Below are 25,882 nucleotides of genomic sequence, written 5' to 3'. Positions count from 1 at the left end.
CACGGCTCCTTCCACGTGTGCGGCTTGACCGGCGGCGGTGCCGACCGGCGCAGGCGATCTTATCGGCGAACGCGGTCGAGCACGTCGTCCCGGAGCGAGACCATCCGATCCCGGGTCGGCGCCTCGACGTTGAGCCGCAGCAGCGGCTCCGTGTTGGAGGCGCGCAGATTGAACCAGGCGCCGTCGGGGAAACGCAGGGTGAGCCCGTCCATCTCGTCGGCCACCGCGTCGGGGTACGCGGCGCGCACCTCGGCCACCGCGGCCGCCTGGTCGGCCACCGTCGAGTTGATCTCGCCGGAGGCGACGTAGCGCTCGTACTCACCCGCCAACACGGACAGCGGCAACGACTGCTCGCCCAGCGCCGCCAACGTGTGCATCGCCGCCAGCATCCCGGTGTCGGCGAACCAGAAGTCCCGGAAGTAGTAGTGCGCGGAGTGCTCGCCGCCGAACACGGCGTTGGTGCGGGCCATCTCCGCCTTGATGAAGGAGTGCCCGACCCGGGCGACGACCGGCTTCCCGCCGTGCTCGCGGATGATCTCCGCAACCGCGCTGGAGGTGATCAGACCGTGGATCACCGTGGAACCGGGGTGCTTGGCCAGCTCCCGGGCCGCGACGAGTGCGGTGATCGCCGACGGTGAGACCGGCTCGCCGCGCTCGTCGATCACGAAACACCGGTCGGCGTCGCCGTCGAAGGCCAGGCCGATGTCGGCCCCGTGCTCGACCACCGCACGCTGCAGGTCGACCAGGTTCGCCGGGTCCAGTGGGTTGGCCTCGTGATTGGGGAAGGTGCCGTCCAGCTCGAAGTAGAGCGGCACGATCTCCAGCGGCAGCGGCGACAGGGCCGCGTCACCCAGCACTGTCGGAACGGTGAAGCCACCCATGCCGTTGCCGGCGTCGACGACCACCTTCAACGGGCGGATGCCCGAGAGGTCTACCAGCTTGCGCAGGTAGCCGGCGTAGTCGGGAAGCAGGTCGCGCCGCTCGGCGGGCCGGGTCGGCGCACCGGCGGGACGGGCGTCGCCCGAGTCCAGCATGGCCTGGGCCCGGTCCCGGATCTCAGCCAGACCGCTCTCCTGGCCGATCGGGCGGGCACCGGAGCGGCACATCTTGATGCCGTTGTACTGCGCGGGGTTGTGGCTGGCCGTGAACATCGCGCCGGGCAGGTCGAGCGAGCCGGACGCGTAGTAGAGCAGGTCGGTGGAGGCGAGACCGATCTCGATCACCGAGCGCCCCTCGGCGCGTACGCCGGTGGCGAAGGCGGCTGCCAGGCCGGGCGAGGTGCCCCGCATGTCGTACCCGACGACCACTGCGTCGCCCGGCTCGTCGGTGGAATTGAGCAGTTGGGTGAACGCGGCTCCCAGTGCCTCGGCGACCCGCTCGTCCCACTGGTCCGGCACCGTCCCGCGGACGTCGTACGCCTTCACGATCTGGGACAGATCAGACACGTGTTCCACTCCTTGGCCGCAGGTTAGACACCGATCCTGAGCCTAACGGAGGGGGCGGGTCGTACTCCGCTCAGCCGGGGAGCCGGGGTATGAACGCGGTGTGGCCGCCGCCGTCGGTGGGCGGGTCACCGGGCAACGGCCGACCGTCGGGCCGGCCCGGCATCGGCTGCGTCGCCTCCGGGGGCGCAGGGGTCTCCGGCCGGGCACCGTAGACCCCGCCGGTAGCGGGACGCGGTGCGGGCACCGCACCCCAACCGGCGGCCGGCGGCTGCTGGCCGTACACCTGACCGGGGCGACCGGGCGCGGCCGGCAACCCGCCACCGGCGCGGTAGGTGGTGCCGCCGGGGTTGCCCGGCAGGATGGCTGGCCCGTCGTCGGACGGCTTCCGGTCCTGCCGCGAGCGACGGATCAGCAGCACGATGAGCAGTAGTCCGACTGCCACCAACACAATGCCGATGAACATCACTGGTGAACCTCCTCCGGACGATTCGGCGGCGGTCGCCCTGGTGTTCGGTGCGCTGGACAACGCCGCCGGGTTCACCGCCTCGTCGACGGTCGCGACCTCAGACGGGCTCGGGGTGGGCGTCGGCTTCGTCGACCGCGACGGAGTCGGCGACGGGGTGACCCGCGCGCCGGTCAGCCGCGCCGCGTCGGTGGCGTGACCCAACGTCTGGCCGGCCGCGCTGATGCCCGCACCGGTGACCACGAGCCGGCCGCCCGGCGTACCCGCAGCGAACGCCACCCGGTAGCGCACCGTGATGCCCTTGCCCTTGCACAGCCTCGGCTTCGCTGGCGACGTCTGCACGGTCGACACGTTGCCGCCGCCTCCGGTGACGGCCACGGGCAACCAACGCCCGTCCGCGCTGACCTGGACCTTCACCTGGCTCGGCTGAAGACCCTCCATGGTGAAGCCCAGCGCGGTACGCAGCAGGACGCACCCGTCGGTGCGCTTGCGCACCGCGACGTTCACCCCCTGTGCGGAACCACCAGCGGCGAAGCTGCTGGCCGCGCCCACCCGGACCGAGTCCTCGTCGGCCAGCGCCGGCGACGCACCGAGCAGCACCAGGCCGCCTGCCAGACCGCAGACCGTCGCCAGCCGTGCCACGCGTCGACGCACTGTCATGATCACCTCGCCGTCCTCCCCGGGTGGGGTCCGCAGGTCAGGCTACTACCGGCCGGCCCACCCCATCGGTCATAGAGCGGCCCGGATGTGTGCGGCGTTACGGTTTAGCGCCCGCCCCGCCGGCTCGGCTGACCAGCCGATCAGCCCGCCGCTCCGGGCGCCAGCCGGCCCGCTCCGGCCCGGTGGCCTGCCTCTGCGTCCGCCTGCGCGCTCCGCCCCGACAGGCCGGGCTGCTCCCGGCGTCAGCGGGCCCGCTCCGCCTCGGCGGGGCAGGGGCTGCTCCCGGCGTCAGCGGGCCCGCTCCGCCTCGGCGAGGGCGTCGCGGCACAGTCGGTCGGCGGTGCGGGTGGTCTCCGGCAGGCGGTAGCGCGGGGTCAACGCCAGCACCTGCGCTGTCGCGTTCTCCAGGCTCATCCGATGCCCGACGCTGACGAAGACCGGCTTCACCCCGTCCCGGGTCCGCAGCACCCGACCGACGACGTCACCACCGTCCCGCAACGACGACCAGGAACCCCGCTCGGCGGACGGCGGATCCCACGTCCCGACCAGCGGCGTCTTCCCCACCCCGATCGCGGGCAACCCGGTGACCACCCCGAGGTGGCACGCGAGCCCGAACCGGCGCGGATGGGCCAGCCCGTGCCCGTCGCAGACCAACAGGTCCGGAATGGTGGTCAGGCGGTCGAGCGCACCGAGCAACGCGGGCACCTCACGGAACGCGAACAACCCCGGGACGTAATCGAACGCGGGTCGCCCCACGCCGACAGCGGAGTCCACCACCGCCAGGGTCCGGGCATCCAGGACCGTCACGGCCGCTGCCAGCAGGTCACCACCCTCGGCGTACGCGACGTCCAGGCCGGCCACCGTCGCGGGCGCGCTCGGCCCCGGCCCGACCAGGTCCACCAGCGGCCGCAATTCCTCCTGTACGGCCACCGCCTCGGCAACACTGCCCGGCGCCACTGTCCCAGCGCCATACACGGCCGGCTCTGCGCGCGCCGCGTGCGCGACCCGCCATGATCCACTCGACATCATGAAAGTCGGGCTATCCCCCGGCCCCGGATGCCCCGATTTCAAGAAACCCGAGTCGATCACCCGCGTGCTCGTACCGCATGCTCAGCGATCACCGCCGCCATCCTCGAACATGGCGCGGATCGCGCCTTCGTCAGGCAACTTCTCACCACCGGTAACTGCTTCAACCACCGCCTCAGCGTCAGCGCGGCTCACGTTGTTGTAACGGTCCGCATTCCGATAGTCATCGAGGAAACGGACTACAAGGCCAGGGTCGTAGGCCCACGCTCGGGCCCGATGATCCCAGAGAACCGCCTGCCCTACGCCCACATCCATGACGAAGAGGCCAGCCGGCTCGCTCTGCTCATCGGTACGGTAGATCACGTAGTAGCTCAACAATCTCCTGCTCCAACTCTTCGGCGACCTGCGGCGCTATGGGGAAGTCACGCGACCCTAAGCCCAGCCCTTGCACCACCTGCTCGAGACTTGCCCCCTGGCGAGTCAACCAGGCGCGGTATTCGCGCCATACGTCGATGTTCTGGCTGACCCACTTGGCGAAGGTGGCGTCCTTGGCCGGGAAACGGAGATCGAGTCCGTCCGGCAACTCATCCGGCAGGCCGCGAGCCCGGTTAGCACCGAGCATCCGCAGAAGCGCGTCGACTCGTCGTTCGGGGCTGTTCGACGGGCGCCGCAGAATTTCGTACTCATCATGGGTAGCCAGCCACGCTTCCCGCGACACCGAAGTGTGCAGTTGCAACTCGATCAGCATCCCGTCCGGCGATCGGAGTGTGCAGTTCAATCCGTAGAAACGGTTTCCCTGACGCCAGAAGTTCTTGCAGGCCGAAGTTGGCACCGAGAAGCCGGCCTCGGTCAGGCCGGCAAGGACCAGGTCGACGGCGTTGCTGTAGTGCATGCCAGACGGCAGTTCGAGGCAGAACCTCAGGACGTCATTGACGCTTGCCGCGAAGTCCGTTACGTCGATCGTGGCAACGCGGGCCTCGTCGAGGTACTTCCGAGCCAGCGATTCCAGCCCTTTGACGCGAAACTCGCGGTTTCGTAGGCGGACTGGGTCGCTCAGATCGAGCGCGCCGGTCACGTACTGCCCAATCTGAGCCAAGGCACTCTCGACCCGGTCTGCAGCGCTCACAGCACGCTCCCGGAGTTCCGTCAGCACAGCCAGTTCAGGGCTAGTGAGCTGGGCGAGGTTTGGCGTTGGTCGAGTAGCGCCACGTGGCTCTGCCCTGTCGAAATCTGCACCAGAAGAGCCCGGGCCGTCGAGGAGCAGGTACATCCGGTTGATGTACGGGTCGCCGTGCCCGCCGTCGTCGTACGTCGGAGGGTGATCCGGCAGGTCGGGCCGTTCGCTGAACCGGCCCCGGGGCAGGCCGCCGAGCGGCATCGGTCGGCCGTCCCCGCTCAGCACCAGCGCGTCGATGCCGACCACGTCGGGGTAGAGCGGCCGGTCCCGGACCGTGCCGTTCTGCGGGTCCACGTAGAGAATCGTGCCGTTCTGGTTGAGCGCCACCCAGGCGTGCGAACCACCGTGTGCCCACTCGGTGACCAGGAACGAGTAGCTGCCGTGGCCGCCCAGCAGCAGTTGGTCGTGCAGGTTGCGGTAGCCCCGGTCGGCGGCCTGCCGCGCCTGCGCTGCGTCCGTTCGTTGGCCGGACGTCGGGGCAACGAGTTGTTGGAAACGCCCGCCGGTCACGTCTTCGACCCGGCCGGGGCCGCCCGCCTCGCCACGGATGGGACGCCTGATGTCGCCGTCGAGGTAGCCGTCGAAGGTGCGCGGTGCAGAAACGCGGGGCCGCCCGTGCACCCAGGTCTCGAAGAGCGACAGCGTGCAGTCCAGGCAGTTGATGCCCCGGGTGGCGTCGGCGGCGGGACCGCCGTCGTTGAGGAGCCGGAACCAGCCGCCCTGCCGGGGGTCGGCGGTGCGGATCACGGTGCCGTCCGGTTCGCGGGGCATCTGCCGTTCCACGTCGACCTGGTGCAGGGCGAGCGGTGGACGCAGTCCTCCGGGCTGCCCGTACGGGCGGGAGTCGTCGATCGGCGGCGGATCGTCGTCGCCGGTGAGCCCGGACGGGCCGGCGGTCTCCACCGCGCCGAGCGCGAGCGCGCCCACGTCCCGGTTGGCGTACTCGAAGGTGGCGCTGATGTCCACCACCGACGGGGCGGCGCTGCCGGCCAGCACCGCGTCGGCCAGGTCACGCCATTCGGCGTACGCGCGGGCCTCCTCGTTCGCGGCGCGCTGCCAGCCGTCGGCCCAGAGCCGGTTGCCGGCCTGGTGCAGTTGTCGGGCGTAGGTGGCGTACTCGACGGTGCGGCGATCGTGCTCCACGGAGCGGGTGCGCAGACGGGCGGCTTCGGTCTGCCGGCGGTTGGCCTCGAACCCGATGCGCAGTGATTCGTAGTGGTCCTGGTAGCGCCGCCGCTCGGCGGCTTCCGCCGCGGCGGCCCACTGCGCCGCGTACGAGTCGTCGGGGTCGGGATCCGGCACCGACGGGGCACCGAACGCCGCCACGTCGACCGGGACCGACGCCCTTCCCCGGGCCGGGTGCTCGGGTGCGCGCACCGGTGCTGGTGTCTCCCGCGTCGGGGCGCGCGGCGGCACGGCGGATCGACCCCCCACCACCGGGGTGGGGGCGACCGGCGGCGACGCGTTGGTGGTGCTCTGGACGCCGTAGGTGACGGGCGTCGCGAGGCCGGGGGTGAGCGTCGGTGCGGAGGGGCCGGTCGTCGAAGACCAGGCGGTCGGCCCGGAGGTGGTGGCGTGCGGCGAGTTGCCGGGGTGCGGCGGGGACCCACCGGTGGCAGCCGGGCCACCGTTCGATTCGACAGGGCCGGCAACTGGCGCAGCCGCCGCGGAGAGCGTGGGGTCGGCCGTGGCCGGGTGCGCCTCGATCGGCGCGGCAGTGGACGGCGCTGCCTCGGTCGACCGTGCCGACGCGTCCATTTCGGACACCACATCGACCGGGAGCGGTGACGACGTCTGCCCGCCGGACGTGACAGGTGACGCCGGCGACTGCTCGGTGCCCGGGGACGTCGGCGCAGCCGACTGGTCCGGCGACGACACGTCGACGGACGCCGTGGCCTGCACGGGTACGACGGCAGCCGTAACCGGACCACTCGAAGCCACACCATTGGCAGCAGCTGAGGACGCGGCCCCCACCGAAGACGGCACCGCCGCCGAAGAGGGCACCCCCGCGGCAGAGGGCACCCCCGCCGCAGAGGGCACCGCCGCCGCAGAGGGCACCGCCGCCGTGGACGCGGCCTCCACGGAGGAGGACACCCCCGCAGAGGCCACATCCTCCGCACCGGGCAGCACGGACGGGAGGGATGGACCAGCGTGCGATGCGCCCGCCAGGGCACTCGCCTGGGCGTCGAGCCGGGCGCGTAGCGCGTGGTCGGTCTGGCCGGTCGCCGAACCGGTGGCCCCGGACGCGGCGGCGCGCGCCACGTCCTCCATCGAGGTCAGGCCCTGACCGGTGGCCAGGCTCGCCGCCCCCTCGGCGAGCACCTCGCCGGTCATCTCCCGCCCCAGGTGCTCCCCGACTCGCGCCGCCCGCCCGGTCGCGTGCCGGCCCAGGCCGGCCAGCGGGGCCACCGCCCCGCCGGCGAGCCCACCGACCGCCGAGGCACCGAGATCGGTCAGGTCCAGGCCGTGGGCCCGCCCGGTGGAGTTCTGGTACGTCTGGGTGGCCAGGGTGACCCCGGCCTCCTCGGTGGCCTCCTCCAGCCCTTCGCGGGCGGCCCGCTTGGCGAACCCGCGCGCGCCCCCGCGGGCGACCTCCTTGGCGGCCCGTTCGCCGGCCTCCTTGAGCCCGTGTTTGAGGGATTTGCTGGCCAGTTGGCCCATCAGCCGCTTGAAGATCTGGTGAACCAGCAGCCGGGTGGCGGTGATCGCCGCGCCGGCGGCCGGGGTTGCGGCACCGGCGGTCAGCACCGCCGCCACCGCCACGGTGAGCAACTCGATGACGAGGATGCCCAGCTCGATCCAGACTTCCAGCTTGGCGCCCTCGATGTCGCACCCGCACTCCTCGACCAGTCGGCCCAGGTCGGCGGTGACGGCGAGCAGCACGGGCAGCGGCGCGTCGGTGTCCTCGGCGAGCCTGCGCCAGGCCGTCTCGAACGCCGCGCCGACGGCTCCGACACCGCCGTATCCGCTGTGCACCTCGGCGGCGGCCGTGGCGGCGTCGGCGTGCGGCCCGGCGAGCACGGAGGCGACCGCGTACCACTGGTCGGCGACGTCCCACACGGCCCGCTCGTTGCCCTCCGGCCACTGCACGCCGACCACCCAGTCGAGGGCCTCGTAGATCCAGCCGGGCACGTCCCACGGAGCGTGGTCCAGTGGGTGCGGGATGGGACTCGGCAGCACGCTCATCTCAGATCGCCGGTTGTCAGCGCCGGTCGACGGCCCGCCCGAGGCGGGTGGCGTTGGCGGCGTCGGTCTGCACGCTCGCGTCGACGGACTGGACCACGTCGCCGCCCAGCTCGGTGAGCCGGTGCCCGATGCCCGCCCAGGCGCGCAGCACGGTCTGTTCGAACCCGCGGTAGTTGCGCTCGAAGGCGGCGCCGATGTCGTCGCGCCCCCACGGCCGGGCACCGCTGGCGGCCTCGACAGCGCCCCCTTCCACCGCACGACGAGCCGTCACCGCCTCGCCGACGAGCGCCAGGTCGGCGCCGCCCCGGCGGGCCCGGGACGGATCGAGCCAGAGCTGCCCGTCGGTCATGCCGTCGCCTCACCTTTGCCGAGGACGGCGTCGGCCCGACCGAGCAGCGCGGCGTAGTCGCCGGTCCTGAGGAAGCCCATGGCCCCGGAGCCGGACGGCATGCTCTCGGCGACGAGGTCGCTGGTGGCGTCGGCGGCGGCGGCCGCGGCGGCCCGGATCGTTTCGGTGATTTTTCGGCCGAGCGCCCCGGCGTCCCGGTCCCGGTAGATGGCGGTGGTCAGCTCGACCTCGATCAACTGGCCCTGTGCGCCGACGGTCGCCGTCACCTGCCCGTCGGCCGACCGCCGGGTCACCCGCAGCGCTTCGAGCCGCGCCTGAAGGGTGTCCAAACCGGACCTGAGCTGCTGGTACTGCCCATAGATGTCGTCGAATCGGGCCCGTAGCTCGCGATTGACGTCGCGGTCCGCCTGTGCCTCCACCGCCGCCCCTCCCGTCACCGTCGGTAGAGCGAAACGATACCGGCTGCCATCGATCCGTGTAGTCCGGTAGTTTCAATGCGTGATCGACCGTCAACAGGCCGAGCAGCTCGCGGCCACCTGGGCCCGCCGCGACTCGCAGCGGCTCGGCCACGAGTGCAGCGCGATGGTCGACGAGTTCGACCTGGGTTACGTCATCACGTCCGTCGTGCCCGGCGAGGTGCGCACGGTGCCGGGCGACCTGCCGACGACAGTCATCGACAAGCAGACCGGCACTGTCACCACCTGGCCCCGGGTGCCGAGCACTGTGGTGGCGGAGATGTACCGGCGTAGCCAGCCCGCCGGGCCGACCGCGCCCCGCACCGTCGACCCGTCGACAGTGCTGCTGCGCGAGATAAGCCGGGGCGTCACCCCGAACACCGCCGCGCACCTGACCATCGACGGTCGGATCTGGACGGCCCAGGGCACGAGGGCCGACGTGCCACTCAACCACCACCCGCTGGTCCGCGACTACCTGGCCCAGCTGCCGCCCGGCGAGCTGGTCCGCGGCGGGGAGGCTCACGCCGAGCTGATCGTGGTCTCCGACGTCCTGCACGAGTACGACCACCGCCGCGCCGCCGAGGGCATCGCTCCGATGGGGAGGGCCGAGGCGGCGGCGCTCCTGGGGAACGCCCGCTTCGAGATCTTCCGGATCCGTGAGCCGGGTGATCCCGCTGGTGGGCCGGCCGAGCGGCCCTGCGACTCGTGCGTCGCCTTCCTGGTCCGGGCGAACGTCCTACCGGAGTCGGCCCGCGCCTTCACCGAAACCTGGACCGCGCCGGAGGCACCGGATCCCGATCCTGGGCGTTTTCCCCCGGCGGTCGCGAACGCGCTGGTCGCGGCGGGGTGGCGACCACACATCGGCGACCAGATCATGGCTGCCGCCGCCGTACGGGACGTCACGTCGGTGCCGGGGCGAAACCATCGGCACGAGGTCTTTCCCGCCGCAGTGGAGGCGCTCACCGCGTTCCCCAGTCTGGTCGGGGCGCGGCGCGGCCGGGGCGAGCAGGTGTGGATCTCGCGGTTCGACATTCGTCCGCACGCCATCGCGCACACCGCCGACACCCTCGCGGACTTCGGCGCGGTGCTCGGCGCGCGCCTCTTCCCGATCGGCACCGAGCAGCAGGACAGCATCCTGGCGGTGGACGAGCGCGGCCGGGTGTTCGCGCTCGACCAGGCCGGCGAGTGGTTCCTCGGCGACACCGTCGACGCCGCGCTGACCACCCTGCTGCTCGGCCGCGCCCCCGCCCGGGTGCGCGACGACGGCACCTGGCAGGCCGACTAGCCCGGCGCCGGGCCGCCTCCTAGAGCGCGATGCCGGTCAGCACCATGACCCGGGGCTCGGTGTAGTCGTCCATCGCGCTGCGCAGCCCTTCCCGACCGACACCGCTGCCCTTCACCCCGCCGTACGGCATCTGGTCGGCGCGGTACGACGGCACGTCGCCGACGATCACCCCGCCCACCTCCAGCGCGCGGGCGGCGGCGAAGGCCACGTCCAGCCGCCGCGTGAAGACGCCGGCCTGCAAGCCGTACGCCGAGTCGTTGACTGCGGCGAACGCGGCCTGGTCGTCGGTGACCGGGGCGACCACCAGCACCGGCCCGAACACCTCCTCGGCCACGACCTTGGCGTCCACCGGGACGCCGGTGAGGACGGTCGGGGGGTAGGTGGCACCTGCGCGCAGGCCGCCCACCTCGACGGTGCCGCCGGCGGCGACGGCCTCGGCGACCCACCTCTCGACCCGGCGGGCCGCGTCTTCGGACACCATCGGCCCGACGTCGGTCAGCTCGGAGGCGGGGTCGCCGGTGCGCAGCCCGCGCACGGCGGTCACCAGCCGGGGCAGGAAGTCGGCGTAGCGGGCGTGGTGCACGTACACCCGCTGCACGGCGATGCACGACTGGCCGGCCTGATAGTTGGCGAACGTCGCGATGCGCTGCGCGGCGTAGTCCAGGTCCTCGTCGGAGGTCCAGTCCGCGCAGAGCACGGCGGCGGCGTTGCCGCCCAACTCCAGCGTCACGTGTTTCTGCGGCGCGGCGCGGCGGATGGCCGCGCCGACCGGACCGGAACCGGTGAACGACACCACCGGCAGCCGGGGTTCGGTGACCAGTTCGGCGGCCCGGTCGTTGGGCAGCGGCAGCACCGAGAACATCCCGGCCGGCAGGTCGGTCTCGGCCAGCAGTTCGCCGAGCAGCAGCGCGGTCAGGGGCGTCGCGGGCGCGGGCTTCACGATGATCGGCGCGCCGACGGCGATGGCCGGCGCCACCTTGTGGGCGACGAGGTTGAGCGGGAAGTTGAACGGCGTGATGCCCAGCACCGGGCCTCTCGGCACCCGCCGGACCAGCGCGATCCGCCCACCGGCAGCCGGGTCGGTGTCGAGTCGTTGCAGCTCCCCGGAGAAACGTCGGGCCTCCTCGGCGGCCCACCGGAAGGTCGACACGGCCCGACCGACCTCGGCGCGGGCCCACTTGAGCGGCTTGCCGTTCTCGGCGGTGATCAGTGCGGCGATCTCGGCAGCGCGTTCGGTGAGCCGACGGGACACGTGGTCGAGGGCCGCCGCGCGGGCGTGCGCGGGCAGGGCCGCGGCGTGCGCGGCCACCCCGGCCGCGGCGGCGACGGCGGCGGCGACCTGGTCGGGCGCGGCGAATGTGGTACGCCCCACCGGGCGGCCGTCGTACGGGTGGTGGACGGTCAGCTCACCCTCGCCGGTGGCGGGTCGGGAGGCGACGAAGAAGGGGGCGGGCTCCACGCCGAGCAGCGTAGCCGAGCGACTAGCCGACGGAAACAGTCGCGATAACCCTTGTCTGCCGCGAATTCGGTAGCGAAGATGGCAGAGAGATTGCGATAACCGCCGCAGAACCGCGCCCCCGGCCCCCTCGGAGTGAACCCTCATGAGTGACCAGCAGCAGCTGCGCAACTTCGTCAACGGCTCCTACGTCGACCCGGCCGACGGCGGCTACGCCGATCTGGTCGACCCCTGCACGGGTGAGGTGTTCGCCCAGGCCCCGGTCTCCGGGGCTGCCGACGTGGACGCGGCGATGAGCGCCGCCGCCACCGCGTTCGAGAGCTGGCGGGAGGTCACCCCCGCCGAACGGCAGCGGGCGCTGCTCAAGCTCGCCGACGCCGTGGAGGCGCGCGCCGCCGAACTGGTCGACGCCGAGGTGCGCAACACCGGCAAGCCCCGGCAGCTCACCGCAGAGGAGGAGCTTCCCCCGGCGGTGGACCAGTTCCGGTTCTTCGCCGGTGCCGCCCGGATGCTGGAGGGGCGCTCGGCCGGGGAGTACCTGGCCGGGCACACCTCGTACGTGCGGCGGGAGCCGATCGGTGTCTGTGCGCAGGTCACGCCGTGGAACTACCCGTTGATGATGGCGGTCTGGAAGATCGCCCCGGCGCTCGCGGCCGGCAACACCGTGGTGCTCAAGCCGTCGGACACCACTCCGGTGTCGACGCTGCTGCTCGCCGAGATCGCCGCCGAGTTCTTCCCGCCGGGGGTGTTCAACGTGGTCTGCGGCGACCGGGACACCGGTCGTACCCTCGTTTCGCACCCGACCCCGCAGCTGGTGTCGATCACCGGCTCGACCCGCGCGGGCATGGAGGTTGCCGCCGCGGCGGTGCCCGATCTCAAGCGGACCCACCTGGAGCTGGGCGGCAAGGCCCCGGTGGTCGTCTTCGACGACGCGGACGTGGCGGCGGCGGCCGAGGCCATCGCGTTGGGCGGCTACTTCAACGCCGGGCAGGACTGCACGGCGGCCACCCGGGTACTGGCCGGGCCGGGCATCCACGAGGACTTCGTGGCGGCGCTCGCCGAGCAGGCCCGCAACACGAAGACCGGCGCGCCGGACGACGCGGACGTGCTCTACGGCCCGCTGAACAACGCCAACCAGCTCGCCCGGGTCAGCGGTTTCGTGGACCGGCTGCCGGACCACGCGGCGATCCAGACCGGTGGGTCCCGCCACGGCGAGCGCGGCTACTTCTACGCGCCGACCGTGGTCTCCGGGCTGCGGCAGGCCGACGAGATCATCCAGGACGAGGTGTTCGGTCCGGTCATCACCGTGCAGCGCTTCACCGACGAGGACGAGGCGGTGCGCTGGGCCAACGGCGTCGACTACGGCCTGTCCGCCTCGGTCTGGACCAGGGACCACGGCCGGGCCATGCGGATGACCCGACGGCTCGACTTCGGCTGCGTCTGGGTGAACACGCACATCCCGTTCGTCTCGGAGATGCCGCACGGTGGCTTCAAGCACTCCGGGCACGGCAAGGACCTGTCGGTCTACAGCCTGGAGGACTACACCCGGATCAAGCACGTCATGCACAACATCGAGGGCTGACCGGTGAGCGCGAGGAGTGAGCCGGGTTTGCGAGCCCCGCAGTCGCGAACGAAGAGCGGCGCGGTGGCGACGTCTGAGGAGTTGCACAAGCGCCGTGGCGCGGCCGTGGCCCGGGGTGTCGGCAGCGTCATCACGTCCTACGTGGACGGTGCCTCCGGCGGTACGATCACCGACGTCGACGGCCGGGAGTGGATCGACTTCGCCGCTGGCATCGCCGTCACCAGCGTCGGCAACTCCGCCCCGAAGGTGGTCGAGGCGGTCCGCGCGCAGGTCGAGCGGTTCACCCACACCTGCTTCATGGTCGCGCCGTACGAGTCGTACGTGGCGGTGTGCGAGCACCTCAACGCGCTGACGCCGGGCGGGTTCGAGAAGCGTTCGGCGTTGTTCAACTCCGGTGCGGAGGCGGTGGAGAACGCGGTGAAGGTGGCCCGACACGCCACCGGTCGGCCGGCGGTGGTGGTGTTCGACCACGCGTACCACGGCCGGACCAACCTGACCATGGCGTTGACCGCGAAGAACATGCCGTACAAGCACCGGTTCGGGCCGTTCGCCGGGGAGATCTACCGGGTGCCGATGTCGTACCCGCTGCGCGACGGTGGGCTATCGGGAGCGGAGGCCGCGGCCCGGGCCGTCGAGATGATCGAGAAGCAGGTCGGCGCGGAGAACGTCGCCGCGCTGCTCATCGAGCCGATCCAGGGTGAGGGTGGTTTCGTCGTACCCGCGCCGGGTTTCCTGCCCGCGCTGCGTGCCTGGACGACGGCGGCCGGGGTGGTCCTCGTCGCCGACGAGATCCAGACCGGCTTTTGCCGTACCGGTGACTGGTTCGCCTGCCAGCACGAGGGCGTCGAACCCGACCTGGTGACACTGGCCAAGGGCATCGCCGGTGGCCTGCCGCTGGCCGCGGTGACCGGTCGGGCCGAGCTGATGGACGCGGTGCACGTCGGCGGGCTCGGCGGCACGTACGGCGGCAACCCGCTCGCCTGCGCCGCCGCGCTCGCCACCATCGAGACCATGCACGAGCTGGACCTGGCCGGCGCGGCGCGACGGATCGAATCGGTGCTGTTCCCCCGACTACGGGCCATCGCCGCGCGGGACCCACGGGTCGCCGAGGTACGCGGCCGGGGCGCGATGCTCGCCGTGGAGCTGGTGCTGCCGGGCACGCTCACCCCCGACCCCGTCGCCACCGCGGCGATCTCGGCGGCCTGTCACGCCGCCGGCCTGCTCACCCTGACCTGTGGCACGTACGGAAACGTGCTGCGCCTCCTACCCCCGCTGGTGATCTCGGACGAGCAACTCAACCGGGGCGCGGACCTGCTCGACGCCGCGTTCGGCTGAGCGGGTAGGGGCCCGACGCGCGGGCCCCTACCCCGGGGGTCAGCGCAGCACCTCGACGGTGTTGCGGCGCACCAGGTTCTTGCCCGGCTCGCGGATCTGCTCCATCGCCGCCGCGTTGAGCAGCACGCAACTGCCCGACGGGCCCGTCACCGTCACCGTGGTGGAGCGGTTGTTGTCCAGGTTGGTCACCCGCAGCCGGGTGCCCACCGGGAACTGCCCGCTGGTCGCCGCCGGCCCGGCCGCCTCCTCGAAGAAGGTGATCGCCCCGGTGCACGCCGAGCGGGGTGCCGGGCCCGGCGCGCCGGGCGACGCCGCGCCGGGGCGGACCGTGCCGGGGGCCGGAGCGCCGGCGGGCGGCGCGGCGCCGTCGACGCGTTCCACCACGTTGCGGCGGATCACGTTCTTCCCCGGTTCCCGGACCAGCTCCATCGCCGCCGCGTTGAGGAGCACACAACTGCCCGACGGGCCGGTCACCGTCACCGTGGCCGCCCGGTTGTTGTCCAGGTTCGTCACCCGCAGCCGGGTACCCACCGGGAACCGGTCGCTGGTCGCCGCCGGCGCCCCGCCCTCCGCCGAGAAGGTGACCGAGCCGGAGCAGACCGACGACCGGGCCGGGGACGTGTCGGCGAACCCGAAGCTGGTCCCCACCGACACACCCACCGCGGCGAGCACCGCCACGCTCGCCGCCAGCACGTGCCTGCGCTGCACCCTCATCGCCGTCACTCCCGTCCTCGGTGGTGTCTTCACCCACCTGGTACGGGCCGCAGCGCCCTACCGTTCAGCCGGCACGCGTACCGATCGGGCGGCGGCCAGGTCAACCGGCCCGTACCGGGTACACGGCGCGCCGGTGATCAGCGCCCAGTAACGGTCGCCGTACGACCAGTGCCACCACTCCGTCGGGTAGTTCACCATTCCCGCGCCGCCCAGCGCGTCCACCATGATCTGCCGGTGCCGACGGGCGGTGCCGACGATCGCCGGGGCGTCGGTGAAGCAGGCGTCGGCGCTGTCCTCCGGGGTGGCGTCGATGGCCGTGCCCAGATCCACCTCCACTCCGTCGTCGGTGCAGAGCGTCAGGTCCACGGCGCCGCCGGTGCTGTGCGGAGCCACCTCGACCGGTGAGACGAACTTCGTGGTCTCCCGGTGCAGCCGCTCCGGCGACCAGTCCGGGTGTCGTCGGCGCAGCTCGTCCCGGTAGCCGGTGAAGATGGCCAGCTGGGCCCGGTACGGCCGGTACCCCTCGACCACCAGCAGGCGCAGCCCACCGGGCAGGGCACGCTGCGCGGCGAGCAGGCGGTCCACCACACCGGCGCGCAGCCGGGCGTACGCCCCGGCCGGATCGGCCGCCCGACCGTCGAGCCGCAGCTGCGGCACCTCCCGCAGGTCCACGAACTCGTCGCCGTCGTCGGCGCTGGGCACTGCCGCCACCCGGGGATCGGAGAGCAGGATCATCCGAGGCTCCCCACCGTGCTCGCGGACCGTTCCGCGTGCCGGACCCGGGCCAACTCGACGAGACGGTCCACGACCTCCCGGTAGCTGACCCCGACGGCGGCCCACACCTTCGGGTACATCGAGTGCGCGGTGAAGCCGGGCATCGTGTTCAGCTCGTTGACGTACAGCTCGCCGGTCGTCTCGGCGTAGAAGAAGTCGACCCGGGCCAGCCCCCAACCGCCGATCGCGGCGAACGCGCGCAGCGACAGCTCACGGACCCGCGCGGTCACCTCGTCCGGCAGCACGGCGGGGACGATCATCGGGTCGGCGTCGCCGAAGTACTTCTGCTGGAAGTCGAACCAGCCGCCGGTGACCCGCACCTCGCCCACCGCCGACGCCTCGGGACGCCAGCCACCGAGCACCGCACACTCCAGCTCCCGGCCGGCGACCCCCTGCTCGACCATGACCACCTGGTCGTGGCGGAGCGCCTCCCGCACGGCGGCGGCCAGATCGTCGCCCTCGCCGACCCGGGAGATGCCGATCGACGAACCCATGCTGGCCGGCTTGACGAAGAGCGGCCGGCTCAGCCCGGTCACCAGCTTCTCCGGGTCGTCGACAGTCCGGTAGGTGTGCGCGTCGAACGCCACGTCCGGGGTGACGGGGATGCCCTCGGCGCGCAGCGCCCGCTTCATCGCCACCTTGTTCATGCCCACCGCCGAGGCGAGGATGCCGCACCCCACGTACGGCACGTTCAGCGACTCCAGCAGCCCCTGCACCACACCGTCCTCCCCGTACGGGCCGTGCAGCACCGGGAAGATCACGTCCAGCTCGGCGTGCACAGCGCGGGGGGCGTTACCGGCGGTCACCTGCACGACCCCCGGACGCGGACCGGCCCGCAACTCGACGGCCGGCCCGCTCACCACCAGCTGGTCGTCGATGGCCCGTTCGCCGGCCGGCCGGTCGCGCAACTCGGCCAGCAGCGCGTCGGGCATCAGCCGAAAACCGCCGCCGCGGGTGACACCGATGGCGACAGTGCGGTAGCCGCCACCGGCAAGCGCCCGGGCCACCCCGAGCGCGGACGCACACGACACCTCGTGCTCCGCCGACGGCCCACCGAAGAGGATGCCGATCCGAACTGGCGCGCTCACGCCGCCGCCCCTTCCCGGGCCAGGTCGGCGGACCGGGGTGCCATCAACCGGGCCACCAACGCCGCCTCCACGTTTCCGCCGGTCAGCACCACGCCGACCGTCCGCTGCCGGTCTTTCACCGGCGCAAGGCGCAGGGCGCCGGCCAGGGCCGCCGCGCCGGACGGCTCGGCGAGCACCTTGAGTTCCGTCAGGATCAGCCGGAACGCCGCCGCGATCTCGTCGTCGTCGACCCGGACGACGCCGCGCAGCCGGTCCCGCACGATGGCGAACGGCAGCTCCCCCACGCAGGACGGCCGCAGCCCGTCCGCGATGGTGGGCGCCGGTGCGACCGGCACGCGAACACCCGCCGCCAGACTGCGGGCGAGCGAGTCGCAGCCCACCGGCTCCACGCCGTACACCTCGATGCCGGTGCCGGCGGCGGCCAGGCACCCGCCGGCCACCCCGCCACCACCACCGACCGGTACGACGAGCATGTCCAACGGTGTCCCCGCGCGCTCGGCGTCCTCGATCAGCTCCAGGCTCGCCGTGCCCTGCCCGGCAATCACGTCCGGATGGTCGTACGCGTCGACGACGGGGTGACCGCTGTCGTCGCTGAGCCCGTCGGCCACCGCCACCCGCTCCTCGACGGCGGTGCCGGCGAACACCACCCGCGCCCCCGCCGCGCGGGCCCGCTCGACCTTCGTCGGTGCCGCGTCGACGGGCAGCACCACTGTCGCCGCGAGCCCGTGCTGTCGGGCCGCCAACGCCACCGCCACCGCGTGGTTGCCGGTGCTCTGCGCGATCACCCCGGTGTGGCCGGCCGCGGCGAGGCGACCGACAGCGCGCAGCGCGCCGCGCATCTTGTACGAGCCGCCGTGCTGAAGGTTCTCCGCCTTGAGCAGGACCCGGGCCCCGGCGAGTTCGTCGATCACCGGGGACCGCAGCACTGGTGTGCGGACCACGCGGCCGGCAAGCCAGCGGCTGGCCTCCTCGACATCGGCCCGGGTCTGGCCAACGGTGCGTGACATCGTCTCTCCTTTTTCGGGCACACCACGGGCGGGATCCAGCGGTACGTGGACCCCGGGAAGGTGGGTGGAAGTGTCAGGTCACTGTGGGTAGCTGAACGTCGACCCGCAGGCCGCCGTGTTCGGCGGGCCGGGCCGCGATGATGCCGTCGTGCGCCTGGGTGATCGAGCGGGCGATGGCCAGGCCCAGGCCGGCCCCGCCGCCCTGCGAGGTCCGGTCCCGGGCGAGCCGGCGGAACGGCTCGAACAGACCTGCCACCGCCTCGGCCGGCACGGGTTGACCGGTGTTGACCACTGACAGTGCGGGCACGCCGCTCACCACGACGGTCAGCGAGCCGCCCGGCCGGTTGTACTTGATGCCGTTTTCCACCAGGTTGGTGACCAGGCGCTCCAGCAGCACCCGCTCGCCGACGACGATCCGGGGCGCGAGGTGGGTGTCGACGGTGACCCCGGCCTCCCGGGCGCGGTCGCGGTAGCCGGCCAGCACCGCCTCGACGATCGTGTCGAGCCGCTGCGGGATCCGCGAGCGCAGGCCCTGGTCACTCTCGCTGAGCGCGAGCAGACCCTCGATGAGGCGTTCGTTGCGCTCGTTGGTCTCCAGCAGCTGGCTGGTCAACAACTCCAACTGCTCGTCGCTGAGCGCCCGGGCCATACCGACCTCGATGAGCGTCCGCTGCACGGCGAGGGGGGTACGCAGCTCGTGCGAGGCGTTCGCGGCGAACCGCCGCTGCCCCTCGTACCCGGCGGAGACGCGTTCCATCATCTCGTCGATCGCCCGGGACAGCCGGGCCAGCTCGTCGCGGCCCCGGGGCCGGATCCGGTGACCGAGGTTCTGCGGGCCGAGGTGGCCGATCGGCCCGGCCAGGTCGGCGACCGGGCGCAGGCACCACGCCGCGCCGAACCAGAGCGCCGCCAGCGCGGACAGGGTCACCAGGAGCACGGCCGCCAGGGGCAGCGCGAACGCTGTCGGTCGCACGTCGGCGCAGACAGTGCTCAGTCCGGGCACCGGCAGGTCACAGAACTGCTGCCCCCAGATCCAGGTCACCCCCGCCAGCCACTTGCCCATCCTCGGCAGCACCGGCCCGGCCAGCAGCGCCAGCAGACCCACCAGCAGCACCCGGCGTCGGGGCGTCCAGCTCACGCCGGACCGCCGATGCGGTAGCCGGCCTTCGGAACGGTGTGGATGATCGCCGGGTCGCCGAGCTTCTTGCGCAGGGTCATCACGGTGACCCGTACGGCGTTGGTGAACGGGTCGGCGAACTCGTCCCAGGCCTGCTCCAGCAACTCCTCGGCGCTGACCACCTGACCATCCGCGCGCAGCAGCACGTGCAGCACCGCGAACTCCTTCGGGCTCAACGCGAGCGGGCGGCCGTCACGGGTGGCCACGTGCCGGCCCACGTCCAGCGCCAGACCGTCCTGGGAGAGCACCGGTGGCAACGCCGGCGTGGACCGCCGCCCGAGGGCCTGCACCCGGGCCACCAGTTCGGCGAAGGCGAACGGCTTGGTGAGGTAGTCGTCCGCGCCGAGGCCGAGCCCCTCCACCCGGTCCCGGATGCCGGCCGCCGCGGTGAGCAACAGGACCCGGGTGCCGACCTGGGAGTCGGCGATGCTGCGACACACCTCGTCACCGGTGTGCCCCGGCATGTCCCGGTCGAGCACCGCGACGTCGTACCGGTTCACCCCGACCCGCTCCAACGCACCGTCACCGTCGTAGCAGACGTCGACGGCCATCGAGAGGCGACGCAGCCCTTCGGCCACCGTGTCCGCCAACAACCGTTCGTCGTCCGCCACCAGCACCCGCACGTTTGTCCGCTCCCCCATTCGGCTTGCCCGGCATACCGTCGCAGGCCCGGGTTAAGGGTTCTGTAAGCACCCGCCGCAGCCATCCTCCACGGGAGTGTCCAGCGGGCAAACCATCGCAAGCCAGCGGATGTCGGCTTCGTTCCCGGCTCACGTCGTCTGCGTGGTCCGTCCCCGACGAGCACGGCGGTTGGCGCTCGGGGGTGAGCTGCGTCACGATGGGGGCCGAGGAGGTCGCCCGATGGCTGACCCGTGGCTCGCCCTGGAGTTCGGCGTCGATCCGGCGGAGCCGCGCCGATCGGCCCAGCCGCGCCGATCGGCCCAGCCGCGTCGATCGGCCCAGCCGCGTCGATCATGGAATTATGGTGGGCGCTGCATACCTTTTCGCACCTTTTGCGAGGCACCACAACTTCATGATCGATACAGGTGCCTGCCCGGGGCGGGTCGGCGTGGGTGAGGCGGGCGGCTGTCAGCTACGGGTGGAGGAGGGGGAGCAAGGTTCGGACGATATAGGTCGGGCGACGGTAAAGGTCCTGGTCTGTGAAGTGGCGCATTTGCCAGCCGTTGGCGGCGAGCCAGTTGGTCCGAGCTCGATCATGCCGGAGTCGGACACGGTCCAGATGGGACGATCCGTCGTATTCGACACCGACGCGGCGTCGCCGATAACCAAGATCCAGGCGATAGAGGGGTATCCCATTGCTGTCCCGAACCCAGATCTGCGGCTCGGGCGTGGGCAGTCCGCCGTCCATCAGCACCAGGCGCAGCTGGCTCTCCTGCCGGCACTCTGCCCGAGGATCGGCGCGTGGCACGAGATCGCGCGCTTGACAGACTCCACGCAGACGGGCGTGCCGAGCGACCTCGACGCCAAGCTCCTCCGGCCGACAGGCGCCTACGCGAAGACACAGATCCAGCACCGGCATCGCTTCCATCCGACGCAACGAGCGGGCCAGGTCCACCGCGCACCTGGCTGCGGGCGCACAGGGCACTCCGGCCAGCAGCACCGGATCACGCACCGGCAGCACCGCCTCATGGGTCACGACGCCTCGAATACGCGGGATGTTCTCTCCCGCCGGCACGATCACGTGCACGTTAGGGCTTCGCGCGTCACCGAAGCCGTGCAGCTGCGCGCCGGTGTGAAATCCGACGACGGCATTGGCTGGCAGCCGGCGGAAGATCGCCGGTAGGCGTGCAGCCTCGTCGGCCGAGGACGCGTAGACGCTCCGCGACAGCCGGTGCAGGCGGGAGAGCTCGGTCAACCTGCGTACTTGTTCCCGACTGAGGCCAGCTGCGAGTAACTCCGAGTATCGATACAGAGGCTCTGCCATACCGCAGAAATCTGCAGCACCAGATCGTCACCCTCGACCCCAACAAAGCGTCCTGTGGATAACCAACCGCCCTGTGCACAACCACCGCAGCCGTCCCCGACGTGCTATGCGACGAGTCAGTCGTCTGGGTGGATCATGAAGTTGTGGTGGTGGACCAAAGACTTGGAATAACACATTCCTTCCACCACAACTCCATGATCCACCCGACCGGGGCGCGGGGACGGGGACGGGGGTGGGGGGTGGGGGGTGGGGGGTTAGTCGCAGGCGGTGCCGTCGCCGTCTCGGTCCAGGTCGTAGATGTCGTTGCCGATCACTTCGATCGGTCCGCTGACGTAGGCGGGACCGTTGCCACTGCCACCGGCGCAGTCGACGTCGCTGGCGATCGGGACGCAGCCGCTGTAGTTCGGGTCACACTTCGACGCCTGCGGCTTCTTGGTGCCGACGGCGACGACCTGGGTCACCGGCTGCTTCGTCACCGCGGACTTGACGAGCTTCTTGCCCGTCGGCACCCCGTCGGTGGTGGTCACCTCATAGGTCAGGGTCCGTACGCCGTTCACGCCCTTGGTGCGGACGACCCGCTTGCCCTGGGCCAGTGACGAGTCCTTGACGGTCCGCTCGCCGTACCGGATCGTGGCCCGCTCCGTCACTGTCGTGACCTGCACCACGGGCGCGGCTGCCGCGCTGCTCGGGCTGGCTTCCACCGACGGGGGCGCCGACGAGGGCACGGTGGAGGGTGTGGCAGCCGCCGATGACGCCTCCTCGGTCGGCTCGCCGGGTGTCGCCAGGATGGGCTGCTGCGGCTGCTCGGCGGCGGTGCCGGTCTGGGTCGGCTTCGGCTCGCCGGTCAACGCGCTGACGATGGCGGTGCCGGTGCAGCAGAGCAACAGGATCGACAGGGTCACCGAGCCGAGGATCACGGCAGCCCGACCGGCAGGCGTGGTCCGGCGGAACCAGTTGGGGCGGGGCGCTTGGCCGAACGAAGGTGGGTACGGCGGTCCCGGGTTCTGTGGTGGTTGCATGGTCACGGCGATGAGTGTCGTCGCAAATACCGTGTGCGATATCCGCCTTCGCGTTCGTCACCTGCGCCTTTCGCTCGGCGGGGAAGGTCGGTGGGCGCGCTCGCTGACGACGAGTCGGCAGGTGCGGCGACCCACCAGTCCGGCAGGGCAGGGCCGATCGTGCGGGGATCAGCACCAACAAAAGCCGCAGATCAACACGCATCGGATCGACACCCGATCGGATGTCGCATGGCGACGACGAGAGTGTCGCGATGCCGTCAGTGCGGCAGCTTCAGCGCTCCTCCATCGCCCAGGGCGAGCCGTAGCCGTTCAGTAGATCGAGGAAGGGCATCGGGGACAGCGCCTCCGGCCCGAGCACCCCGACACCCGCCCACGCGCCGGTGGCGAGCAACTCCAACGCGATGACCGGGTTGACGGCGGTCTGCCAGACCACCGCCTGGTGCCCGTACTCCCGCATCGACCACTCGTTGTCGACCACGTGGTACAGGTAGACCTCGCGGGGGCGCCCGTCCGGGTCGAGGCCGCGTACCCAGGTGCCGGCGCAGGTCTTGCCGCGCATCCGGGCGCCGAGCGTGGCCGGGTCGGGCAGACTCGCGGCCACCACGTCACGCGGGGAGACCTCGACGCCGCGGACCCGCACCGGGGAGACCGCGTCCAGGCCGAGCTTGTGCAGTGTCTTGAGCACCTTGATGAACTCGTCGCCGAGGCCGTACTTGAAGGTGACCCGCCGGGCGTTCACCCAGCGCGGGATGAGCAGCACCTCCTCGTGTTCGACGTTGACACACTCGACCGGCCCGATGCCCTCCGGAAAGTGGAAGACCTCCGGCTCGGAGAACGGTTCGGTGGTGAACCAGCCCCGATCCCGTTCCCAGACGACCGGCGGGTTGAGGCACTCCTCGATGGTGGTCCAGATGGAGAACGATGGCGCGAAGTCGTACCCGTCGACGGTGAGGTTCGCCCCGTCCCGGACGCCGATCTCGTCGATCTCACTGAACAGCTCGTCGGCGGCGTACCGGGCGAACACGTCGGACAGGCCGGGCTCGACCCCGATACCGCAGAGCGCCAGCCGACCGGCAGTCGACCAGGTGTCGGCCATCGCGAACTGTTCGTCGCCGAGCTTCACGCCGGTCTCGGCGTGCGACAGCGACATCGCCATGTCCAGGTAGTCCGCGCCGGCCACGAACGCGCCATTGAAGATCGGCATGACGAAGCGCGGGTCGACGGCGTTGAGCACGTGCGTGACCCGGTGCTCCCGGCACAGCGCGGTGACCGCGTCCGCCGAGGCGGCGTCCACCTGGGCGGCGACGAAGCGGTCACCGTGCCCGGCGACCGCCCGCTGGGCGCGAGCGGGGTCGTGGTCGGCGACCACCATGGTCTCGAAGAAGCTCCGTCGGGCGGCGATGGCTACGGCGGCGGAGCCGACGCCACCGGCGCCGACGAGGAGGACACGCATCAGGAATCAAACCCCAAACCGAAACGATCGAGAGTACGGAGCCAGAGGTCGCGCCGGCCCTCGCGCGCGTCGGCGCGGGCCAGTGACCAGCGGGTGAGATTGATGCCGATCGCGCGGGCGGGTTCCGGCGGGAACGGCAGTGGCTTGCGGCGAACCAGGTCGAGTCGGGTCAGCGGGGTGTTCCCGCCGTCGAGCAGGTCGAGCAGCACCCGGGCGCCGAAACGGGTGGCCCCGACGCCGAGGCCGGTGTAGCCGGCCGCGTACGCCAACCGGCCGCCGTAGGCGGTGCCGAAGAACGGGCAGAACCGCGTGCAGGTGTCGATGACGCCGCCCCAGCGGTGGCTGAACCGCACGTCGGCGAGCTGCGGGAACGTGGTGAAGAAGTGGCGGGCGAGGGTGGTGAAGGTGGCCGGTCGTTGCTCCAGCTCGGGTGCGACCCGGTTGCCGTAGTGGTAGACGGCGTCGTAGCCGCCGAAGAGGATCCGCCCGTCGGCGGTGATCCGGTAGTAGTGGAACTGGTTGCCGGTGTCGGCGAGCCCCTGCCGGTTGCGCCAGCCGATGGCGTCGCGCTGAGCCGGGGTGAGCGGCTCGGTCATCAGCACGTGGTCGTAGACCGGCACCAGGTACGCCCGCAGTCGGCGCAGCAACGGCGGGAACGCGTTGGTGGCCAGCACCACCCGACGCGCCCGCACCGAGCCGGGCCGGCCGTCGGCCCGGGTGTCGGCCGGGTGGGCGGTGGGCTCGGCGCCCAGGGTGCTGGCGTGCAGTGCGGCACCGTCGGCGCGCAGCCCGGTGACGCGGGTGTGCTCGTGCACGCGTACGCCGAGGTCGAGGCAGGCGCGGCGCAACCCCCAGGCCAGCTTCGCCGGGTCCACCATGGCCACCCGGTCGGCGTCGAACATCCCACCCAGGTACGTCGGTGAGTGCACCTCGGCGCGCACCTCGTCCCGGTCGAGCAGCCGCACCCGGTGCCCGTACCGACGGGCCAGGTCCGCGTCGGCGGCCAGCCCGTCGAGTTGGTACGACTCGACGGCGACGGCCAGCTCACCGGTGCGCTCGAAGTCGCAGTCGATGTCGAACGCGGCGACGGTGGCGGCGATGGCGTCCAGGTTGTCCCGGCCGAGGCGTTCCAACTCGCCGACCTCGTCGGGGAACCGGTCGACGCCGTTGGCGAGGCCGTGGGTCAGCGAGGCGGCGCAGAACCCGCCGTTACGCCCGGACGCGGCCCAACCGCAGGTCCCGGCGTCGACGAGCAGCACGTCACGGTCCGGGTCGGCCTGTTTCGCCAGCAGCGCGGCCCACAGCCCGCTGTACCCGCCGCCGATCACCAGCAGGTCCGCGGAGTGCCGGCCGACCAGTGCCGGCAGCGGGTCGGGGCGGTCGGGGCGGTCGAGCCAGTACGGCACCGGTGCCGCGCCGGCCAACGCCCGGCCGGTATCAGGGAGCGTCATGACCGCTCGGTCAGCAGAGCGGCGCGACGGGCCCGTCGGCCCCGCAACGAACTGAGCCCCACCAGCAGCAACGCAGCCGCGAACATCGCCGTGCCGATCACGTTGACCTGCGGTGGGATGCCACGCTGGGCGGCGCCCCAGACGTACATCGGGAACGTGACGGTGGTGCCGGCGTTGAAGTTCGTGATGATGAAGTCGTCGAAGCTCAGCGAGAACGCCAGCAACGCGGCGGCCACGATGCCGGGCAGCACCAGCGGCAGGGTGATCCGGCGGAAGGTCTGCCACTCGTTGGCGTAGAGGTCCATGGCGGCTTCCTCCAGCCGCCGGTCCATCCCGGCGAGCCGCGCCTTCACGGTGACCACCACGAACGACAAGCAGAACATCACGTGCGCGATCAGGATGGTCCAGAAGCCCTGCGGTACGCCGGCCGACACGAACAGCGCCAGCAGCGACGTGCCCATCACCAACTCCGGGGTGGCCATCGGCAGGAAGATCAGCACGTTGATCCCGGACCGGCCCTGGAAGCGGTGCCGGACCAGCGCGAACGCCATCAGGGTGCCGAGCACCGTGGCGACCACCGTGGCGAGGAAGCCGATCTGCACGCTGCGCACCACTGCGTCACACATGTCCGAGGTGGCACATGGCTGCCGCCAGTTGTCCAGTGTGAACTCATTGAAGTCGTACGACAGCCGACTCGACGGCCGGTTGAACGACAATGCGGCCACCACCAGGATCGGCAGCGCCAGGTAGCCGAGCACCAGCAGCGCCACGATCATCACCCAGCGGTCGGCCAGCCAGCGCGAGAGTCGCATCAGTCCCGCCTTTCGTTCGCGAC

General features: G+C 71.8%; 22 protein-coding genes. 3 read left to right on the top strand and 19 right to left on the bottom strand.

Annotation, left to right across the window (positions count from 1 at the left end):
- Positions 1–59: 59 nt before the first annotated feature.
- From QSK15_RS05710 to QSK15_RS05680, 7 genes are all read right to left on the bottom strand, one after another.
- Positions 60–1,445, bottom strand: coding sequence for a phosphomannomutase/phosphoglucomutase (locus tag QSK15_RS05710; protein ID WP_285793208.1), 1,386 nt, complete (start codon positions 1,443–1,445; stop codon positions 60–62).
- A 70-nt stretch (positions 1,446–1,515) separates the two neighbouring features.
- The gene (locus tag QSK15_RS05705; RefSeq protein ID WP_285793207.1) at positions 1,516–2,568 is read right to left on the bottom strand and encodes a hypothetical protein; all 1,053 of its coding nucleotides are present in this window, start codon (positions 2,566–2,568) and stop codon (positions 1,516–1,518) included.
- Positions 2,569–2,856: 288 nt separating this feature from the next.
- Positions 2,857–3,543: a deoxyribonuclease V gene (nfi, locus tag QSK15_RS05700; protein WP_285793206.1), complete on the bottom strand. Its 687-nt coding sequence runs from the start codon at positions 3,541–3,543 to the stop codon at positions 2,857–2,859.
- Positions 3,544–3,678: 135 nt separating this feature from the next.
- Complete coding sequence (locus QSK15_RS05695; protein ID WP_285793205.1) at positions 3,679–3,969, bottom strand: hypothetical protein; 291 nt, start codon at positions 3,967–3,969, stop codon at positions 3,679–3,681.
- Positions 3,938–7,957, bottom strand: coding sequence for a toxin glutamine deamidase domain-containing protein (locus QSK15_RS05690; protein WP_285793204.1), 4,020 nt, complete (start codon positions 7,955–7,957; stop codon positions 3,938–3,940). Before QSK15_RS05690 ends, QSK15_RS05695 begins: the two co-directional genes overlap by 32 nt.
- A gap of 16 nt (positions 7,958–7,973) precedes the next feature.
- Positions 7,974–8,306 (bottom strand): hypothetical protein, encoded by a 333-nt coding sequence (locus QSK15_RS05685; RefSeq protein ID WP_285793203.1) that lies wholly within the window; start codon positions 8,304–8,306, stop codon positions 7,974–7,976.
- Complete coding sequence (locus QSK15_RS05680) at positions 8,303–8,725, bottom strand: YbaB/EbfC family nucleoid-associated protein (RefSeq protein WP_285793202.1); 423 nt, start codon at positions 8,723–8,725, stop codon at positions 8,303–8,305. Before QSK15_RS05680 ends, QSK15_RS05685 begins: the two co-directional genes overlap by 4 nt.
- Positions 8,726–8,804: 79 nt before the next feature.
- Between QSK15_RS05680 and QSK15_RS05675 the strand changes: the two genes are divergently transcribed.
- Positions 8,805–10,046, top strand: a complete 1,242-nt coding sequence (locus tag QSK15_RS05675) for an SUKH-3 domain-containing protein (protein ID WP_285793201.1) — start codon at positions 8,805–8,807, stop codon at positions 10,044–10,046.
- 19 nt (positions 10,047–10,065) lie between these two features.
- Here QSK15_RS05675 and QSK15_RS05670 read toward each other — a convergent pair whose 3' ends face one another.
- Complete coding sequence (locus QSK15_RS05670) at positions 10,066–11,505, bottom strand: aldehyde dehydrogenase family protein (RefSeq protein ID WP_285793200.1); 1,440 nt, start codon at positions 11,503–11,505, stop codon at positions 10,066–10,068.
- A 142-nt stretch (positions 11,506–11,647) separates the two neighbouring features.
- Here QSK15_RS05670 and QSK15_RS05665 point away from each other — a divergent pair, with 142 nt between their 5' ends.
- Both QSK15_RS05665 and gabT read left to right on the top strand, forming a co-directional pair.
- Positions 11,648–13,084 carry a gamma-aminobutyraldehyde dehydrogenase gene (locus QSK15_RS05665; protein WP_285793199.1) on the top strand — a complete coding sequence of 479 codons (1,437 nt, stop codon included), beginning with the start codon at positions 11,648–11,650 and terminating at the stop codon, positions 13,082–13,084.
- Positions 13,085–13,147: 63 nt separating this feature from the next.
- Positions 13,148–14,419 carry a 4-aminobutyrate--2-oxoglutarate transaminase gene (gabT, locus tag QSK15_RS05660; RefSeq protein WP_285793198.1) on the top strand — a complete coding sequence of 424 codons (1,272 nt, stop codon included), beginning with the start codon at positions 13,148–13,150 and terminating at the stop codon, positions 14,417–14,419.
- A gap of 39 nt (positions 14,420–14,458) precedes the next feature.
- On the opposite strand, the gene QSK15_RS05655 is transcribed toward gabT, so the two are convergent.
- The 11 genes from QSK15_RS05655 to QSK15_RS05605 form a co-directional block, all read right to left on the bottom strand.
- The gene (locus tag QSK15_RS05655; protein WP_285793197.1) at positions 14,459–15,133 is read right to left on the bottom strand and encodes an RlpA-like double-psi beta-barrel domain-containing protein; all 675 of its coding nucleotides are present in this window, start codon (positions 15,131–15,133) and stop codon (positions 14,459–14,461) included.
- A 57-nt stretch (positions 15,134–15,190) separates the two neighbouring features.
- On the bottom strand, positions 15,191–15,868 hold the full coding sequence (locus QSK15_RS05650; protein WP_285793196.1) for a M15 family metallopeptidase: 678 nt from the start codon (positions 15,866–15,868) through the stop codon (positions 15,191–15,193).
- Entirely contained in the window at positions 15,865–16,995 is a 1,131-nt protein-coding gene (locus QSK15_RS05645; protein ID WP_285793195.1) for a D-alanine--D-alanine ligase family protein, read from the bottom strand. The genes QSK15_RS05650 and QSK15_RS05645 overlap by 4 nt, the downstream gene beginning before the upstream one ends.
- Entirely contained in the window at positions 16,992–18,002 is a 1,011-nt protein-coding gene (locus tag QSK15_RS05640) for a threonine ammonia-lyase (RefSeq protein ID WP_285793194.1), read from the bottom strand. Before QSK15_RS05640 ends, QSK15_RS05645 begins: the two co-directional genes overlap by 4 nt.
- Positions 18,003–18,075: 73 nt before the next feature.
- Positions 18,076–19,140 (bottom strand): sensor histidine kinase, encoded by a 1,065-nt coding sequence (locus QSK15_RS05635; protein WP_285793193.1) that lies wholly within the window; start codon positions 19,138–19,140, stop codon positions 18,076–18,078.
- Positions 19,137–19,802 carry a response regulator transcription factor gene (locus QSK15_RS05630; protein WP_030331573.1) on the bottom strand — a complete coding sequence of 222 codons (666 nt, stop codon included), beginning with the start codon at positions 19,800–19,802 and terminating at the stop codon, positions 19,137–19,139. Before QSK15_RS05630 ends, QSK15_RS05635 begins: the two co-directional genes overlap by 4 nt.
- Before the next feature lie 470 nt (positions 19,803–20,272).
- Positions 20,273–21,055 (bottom strand): type IV toxin-antitoxin system AbiEi family antitoxin, encoded by a 783-nt coding sequence (locus QSK15_RS05625; RefSeq protein WP_285793192.1) that lies wholly within the window; start codon positions 21,053–21,055, stop codon positions 20,273–20,275.
- Positions 21,056–21,378: 323 nt separating this feature from the next.
- Positions 21,379–22,026, bottom strand: coding sequence for a G5 domain-containing protein (locus QSK15_RS05620; protein WP_285793191.1), 648 nt, complete (start codon positions 22,024–22,026; stop codon positions 21,379–21,381).
- 388 nt (positions 22,027–22,414) lie between these two features.
- Positions 22,415–23,596 carry a saccharopine dehydrogenase family protein gene (locus tag QSK15_RS05615; protein ID WP_285793190.1) on the bottom strand — a complete coding sequence of 394 codons (1,182 nt, stop codon included), beginning with the start codon at positions 23,594–23,596 and terminating at the stop codon, positions 22,415–22,417.
- The gene (locus tag QSK15_RS05610) at positions 23,596–25,047 is read right to left on the bottom strand and encodes an NAD(P)/FAD-dependent oxidoreductase (RefSeq protein WP_285793189.1); all 1,452 of its coding nucleotides are present in this window, start codon (positions 25,045–25,047) and stop codon (positions 23,596–23,598) included. Before QSK15_RS05610 ends, QSK15_RS05615 begins: the two co-directional genes overlap by 1 nt.
- A complete protein-coding gene (locus QSK15_RS05605; RefSeq protein ID WP_285793188.1) occupies positions 25,044–25,859 on the bottom strand; it encodes an ABC transporter permease in 816 nt (271 codons plus the stop codon). The genes QSK15_RS05610 and QSK15_RS05605 overlap by 4 nt, the downstream gene beginning before the upstream one ends.
- Between the last annotated feature and the right edge of the window lie 23 nt (positions 25,860–25,882).

Source organism: Micromonospora sp. NBRC 107095 (assembly GCF_030269705.1).
Taxonomy (GTDB): domain Bacteria; phylum Actinomycetota; class Actinomycetes; order Mycobacteriales; family Micromonosporaceae; genus Micromonospora; species Micromonospora parva.
The sequence above is the reverse complement of the archived record's forward strand: the minus strand, read 5'-3'. Positions and strand labels throughout refer to the sequence as shown.

Excerpts from the sequence above, each read along its gene's own strand:
- QSK15_RS05705 (WP_285793207.1), bottom strand. The coding sequence starts at position 2,568 with ATGACAGTGCGTCGACGCGTGGCACGGCTGGCGACGGTCTGCGGTCTG.
- QSK15_RS05690 (WP_285793204.1), bottom strand. The coding sequence starts at position 7,957 with ATGAGCGTGCTGCCGAGTCCCATCCCGCACCCACTGGACCACGCTCCG.
- QSK15_RS05685 (WP_285793203.1), bottom strand. The coding sequence starts at position 8,306 with ATGACCGACGGGCAGCTCTGGCTCGATCCGTCCCGGGCCCGCCGGGGC.
- QSK15_RS05665 (WP_285793199.1), top strand. The coding sequence starts at position 11,648 with ATGAGTGACCAGCAGCAGCTGCGCAACTTCGTCAACGGCTCCTACGTC.
- QSK15_RS05655 (WP_285793197.1), bottom strand. The coding sequence starts at position 15,133 with ATGAGGGTGCAGCGCAGGCACGTGCTGGCGGCGAGCGTGGCGGTGCTC.
- QSK15_RS05650 (WP_285793196.1), bottom strand. The coding sequence starts at position 15,868 with ATGATCCTGCTCTCCGATCCCCGGGTGGCGGCAGTGCCCAGCGCCGAC.
- QSK15_RS05640 (WP_285793194.1), bottom strand. The coding sequence starts at position 18,002 with ATGTCACGCACCGTTGGCCAGACCCGGGCCGATGTCGAGGAGGCCAGC.
- QSK15_RS05615 (WP_285793190.1), bottom strand. The coding sequence starts at position 23,596 with ATGCGTGTCCTCCTCGTCGGCGCCGGTGGCGTCGGCTCCGCCGCCGTA.
- QSK15_RS05610 (WP_285793189.1), bottom strand. The coding sequence starts at position 25,047 with ATGACGCTCCCTGATACCGGCCGGGCGTTGGCCGGCGCGGCACCGGTG.
- QSK15_RS05605 (WP_285793188.1), bottom strand. The coding sequence starts at position 25,859 with ATGCGACTCTCGCGCTGGCTGGCCGACCGCTGGGTGATGATCGTGGCG.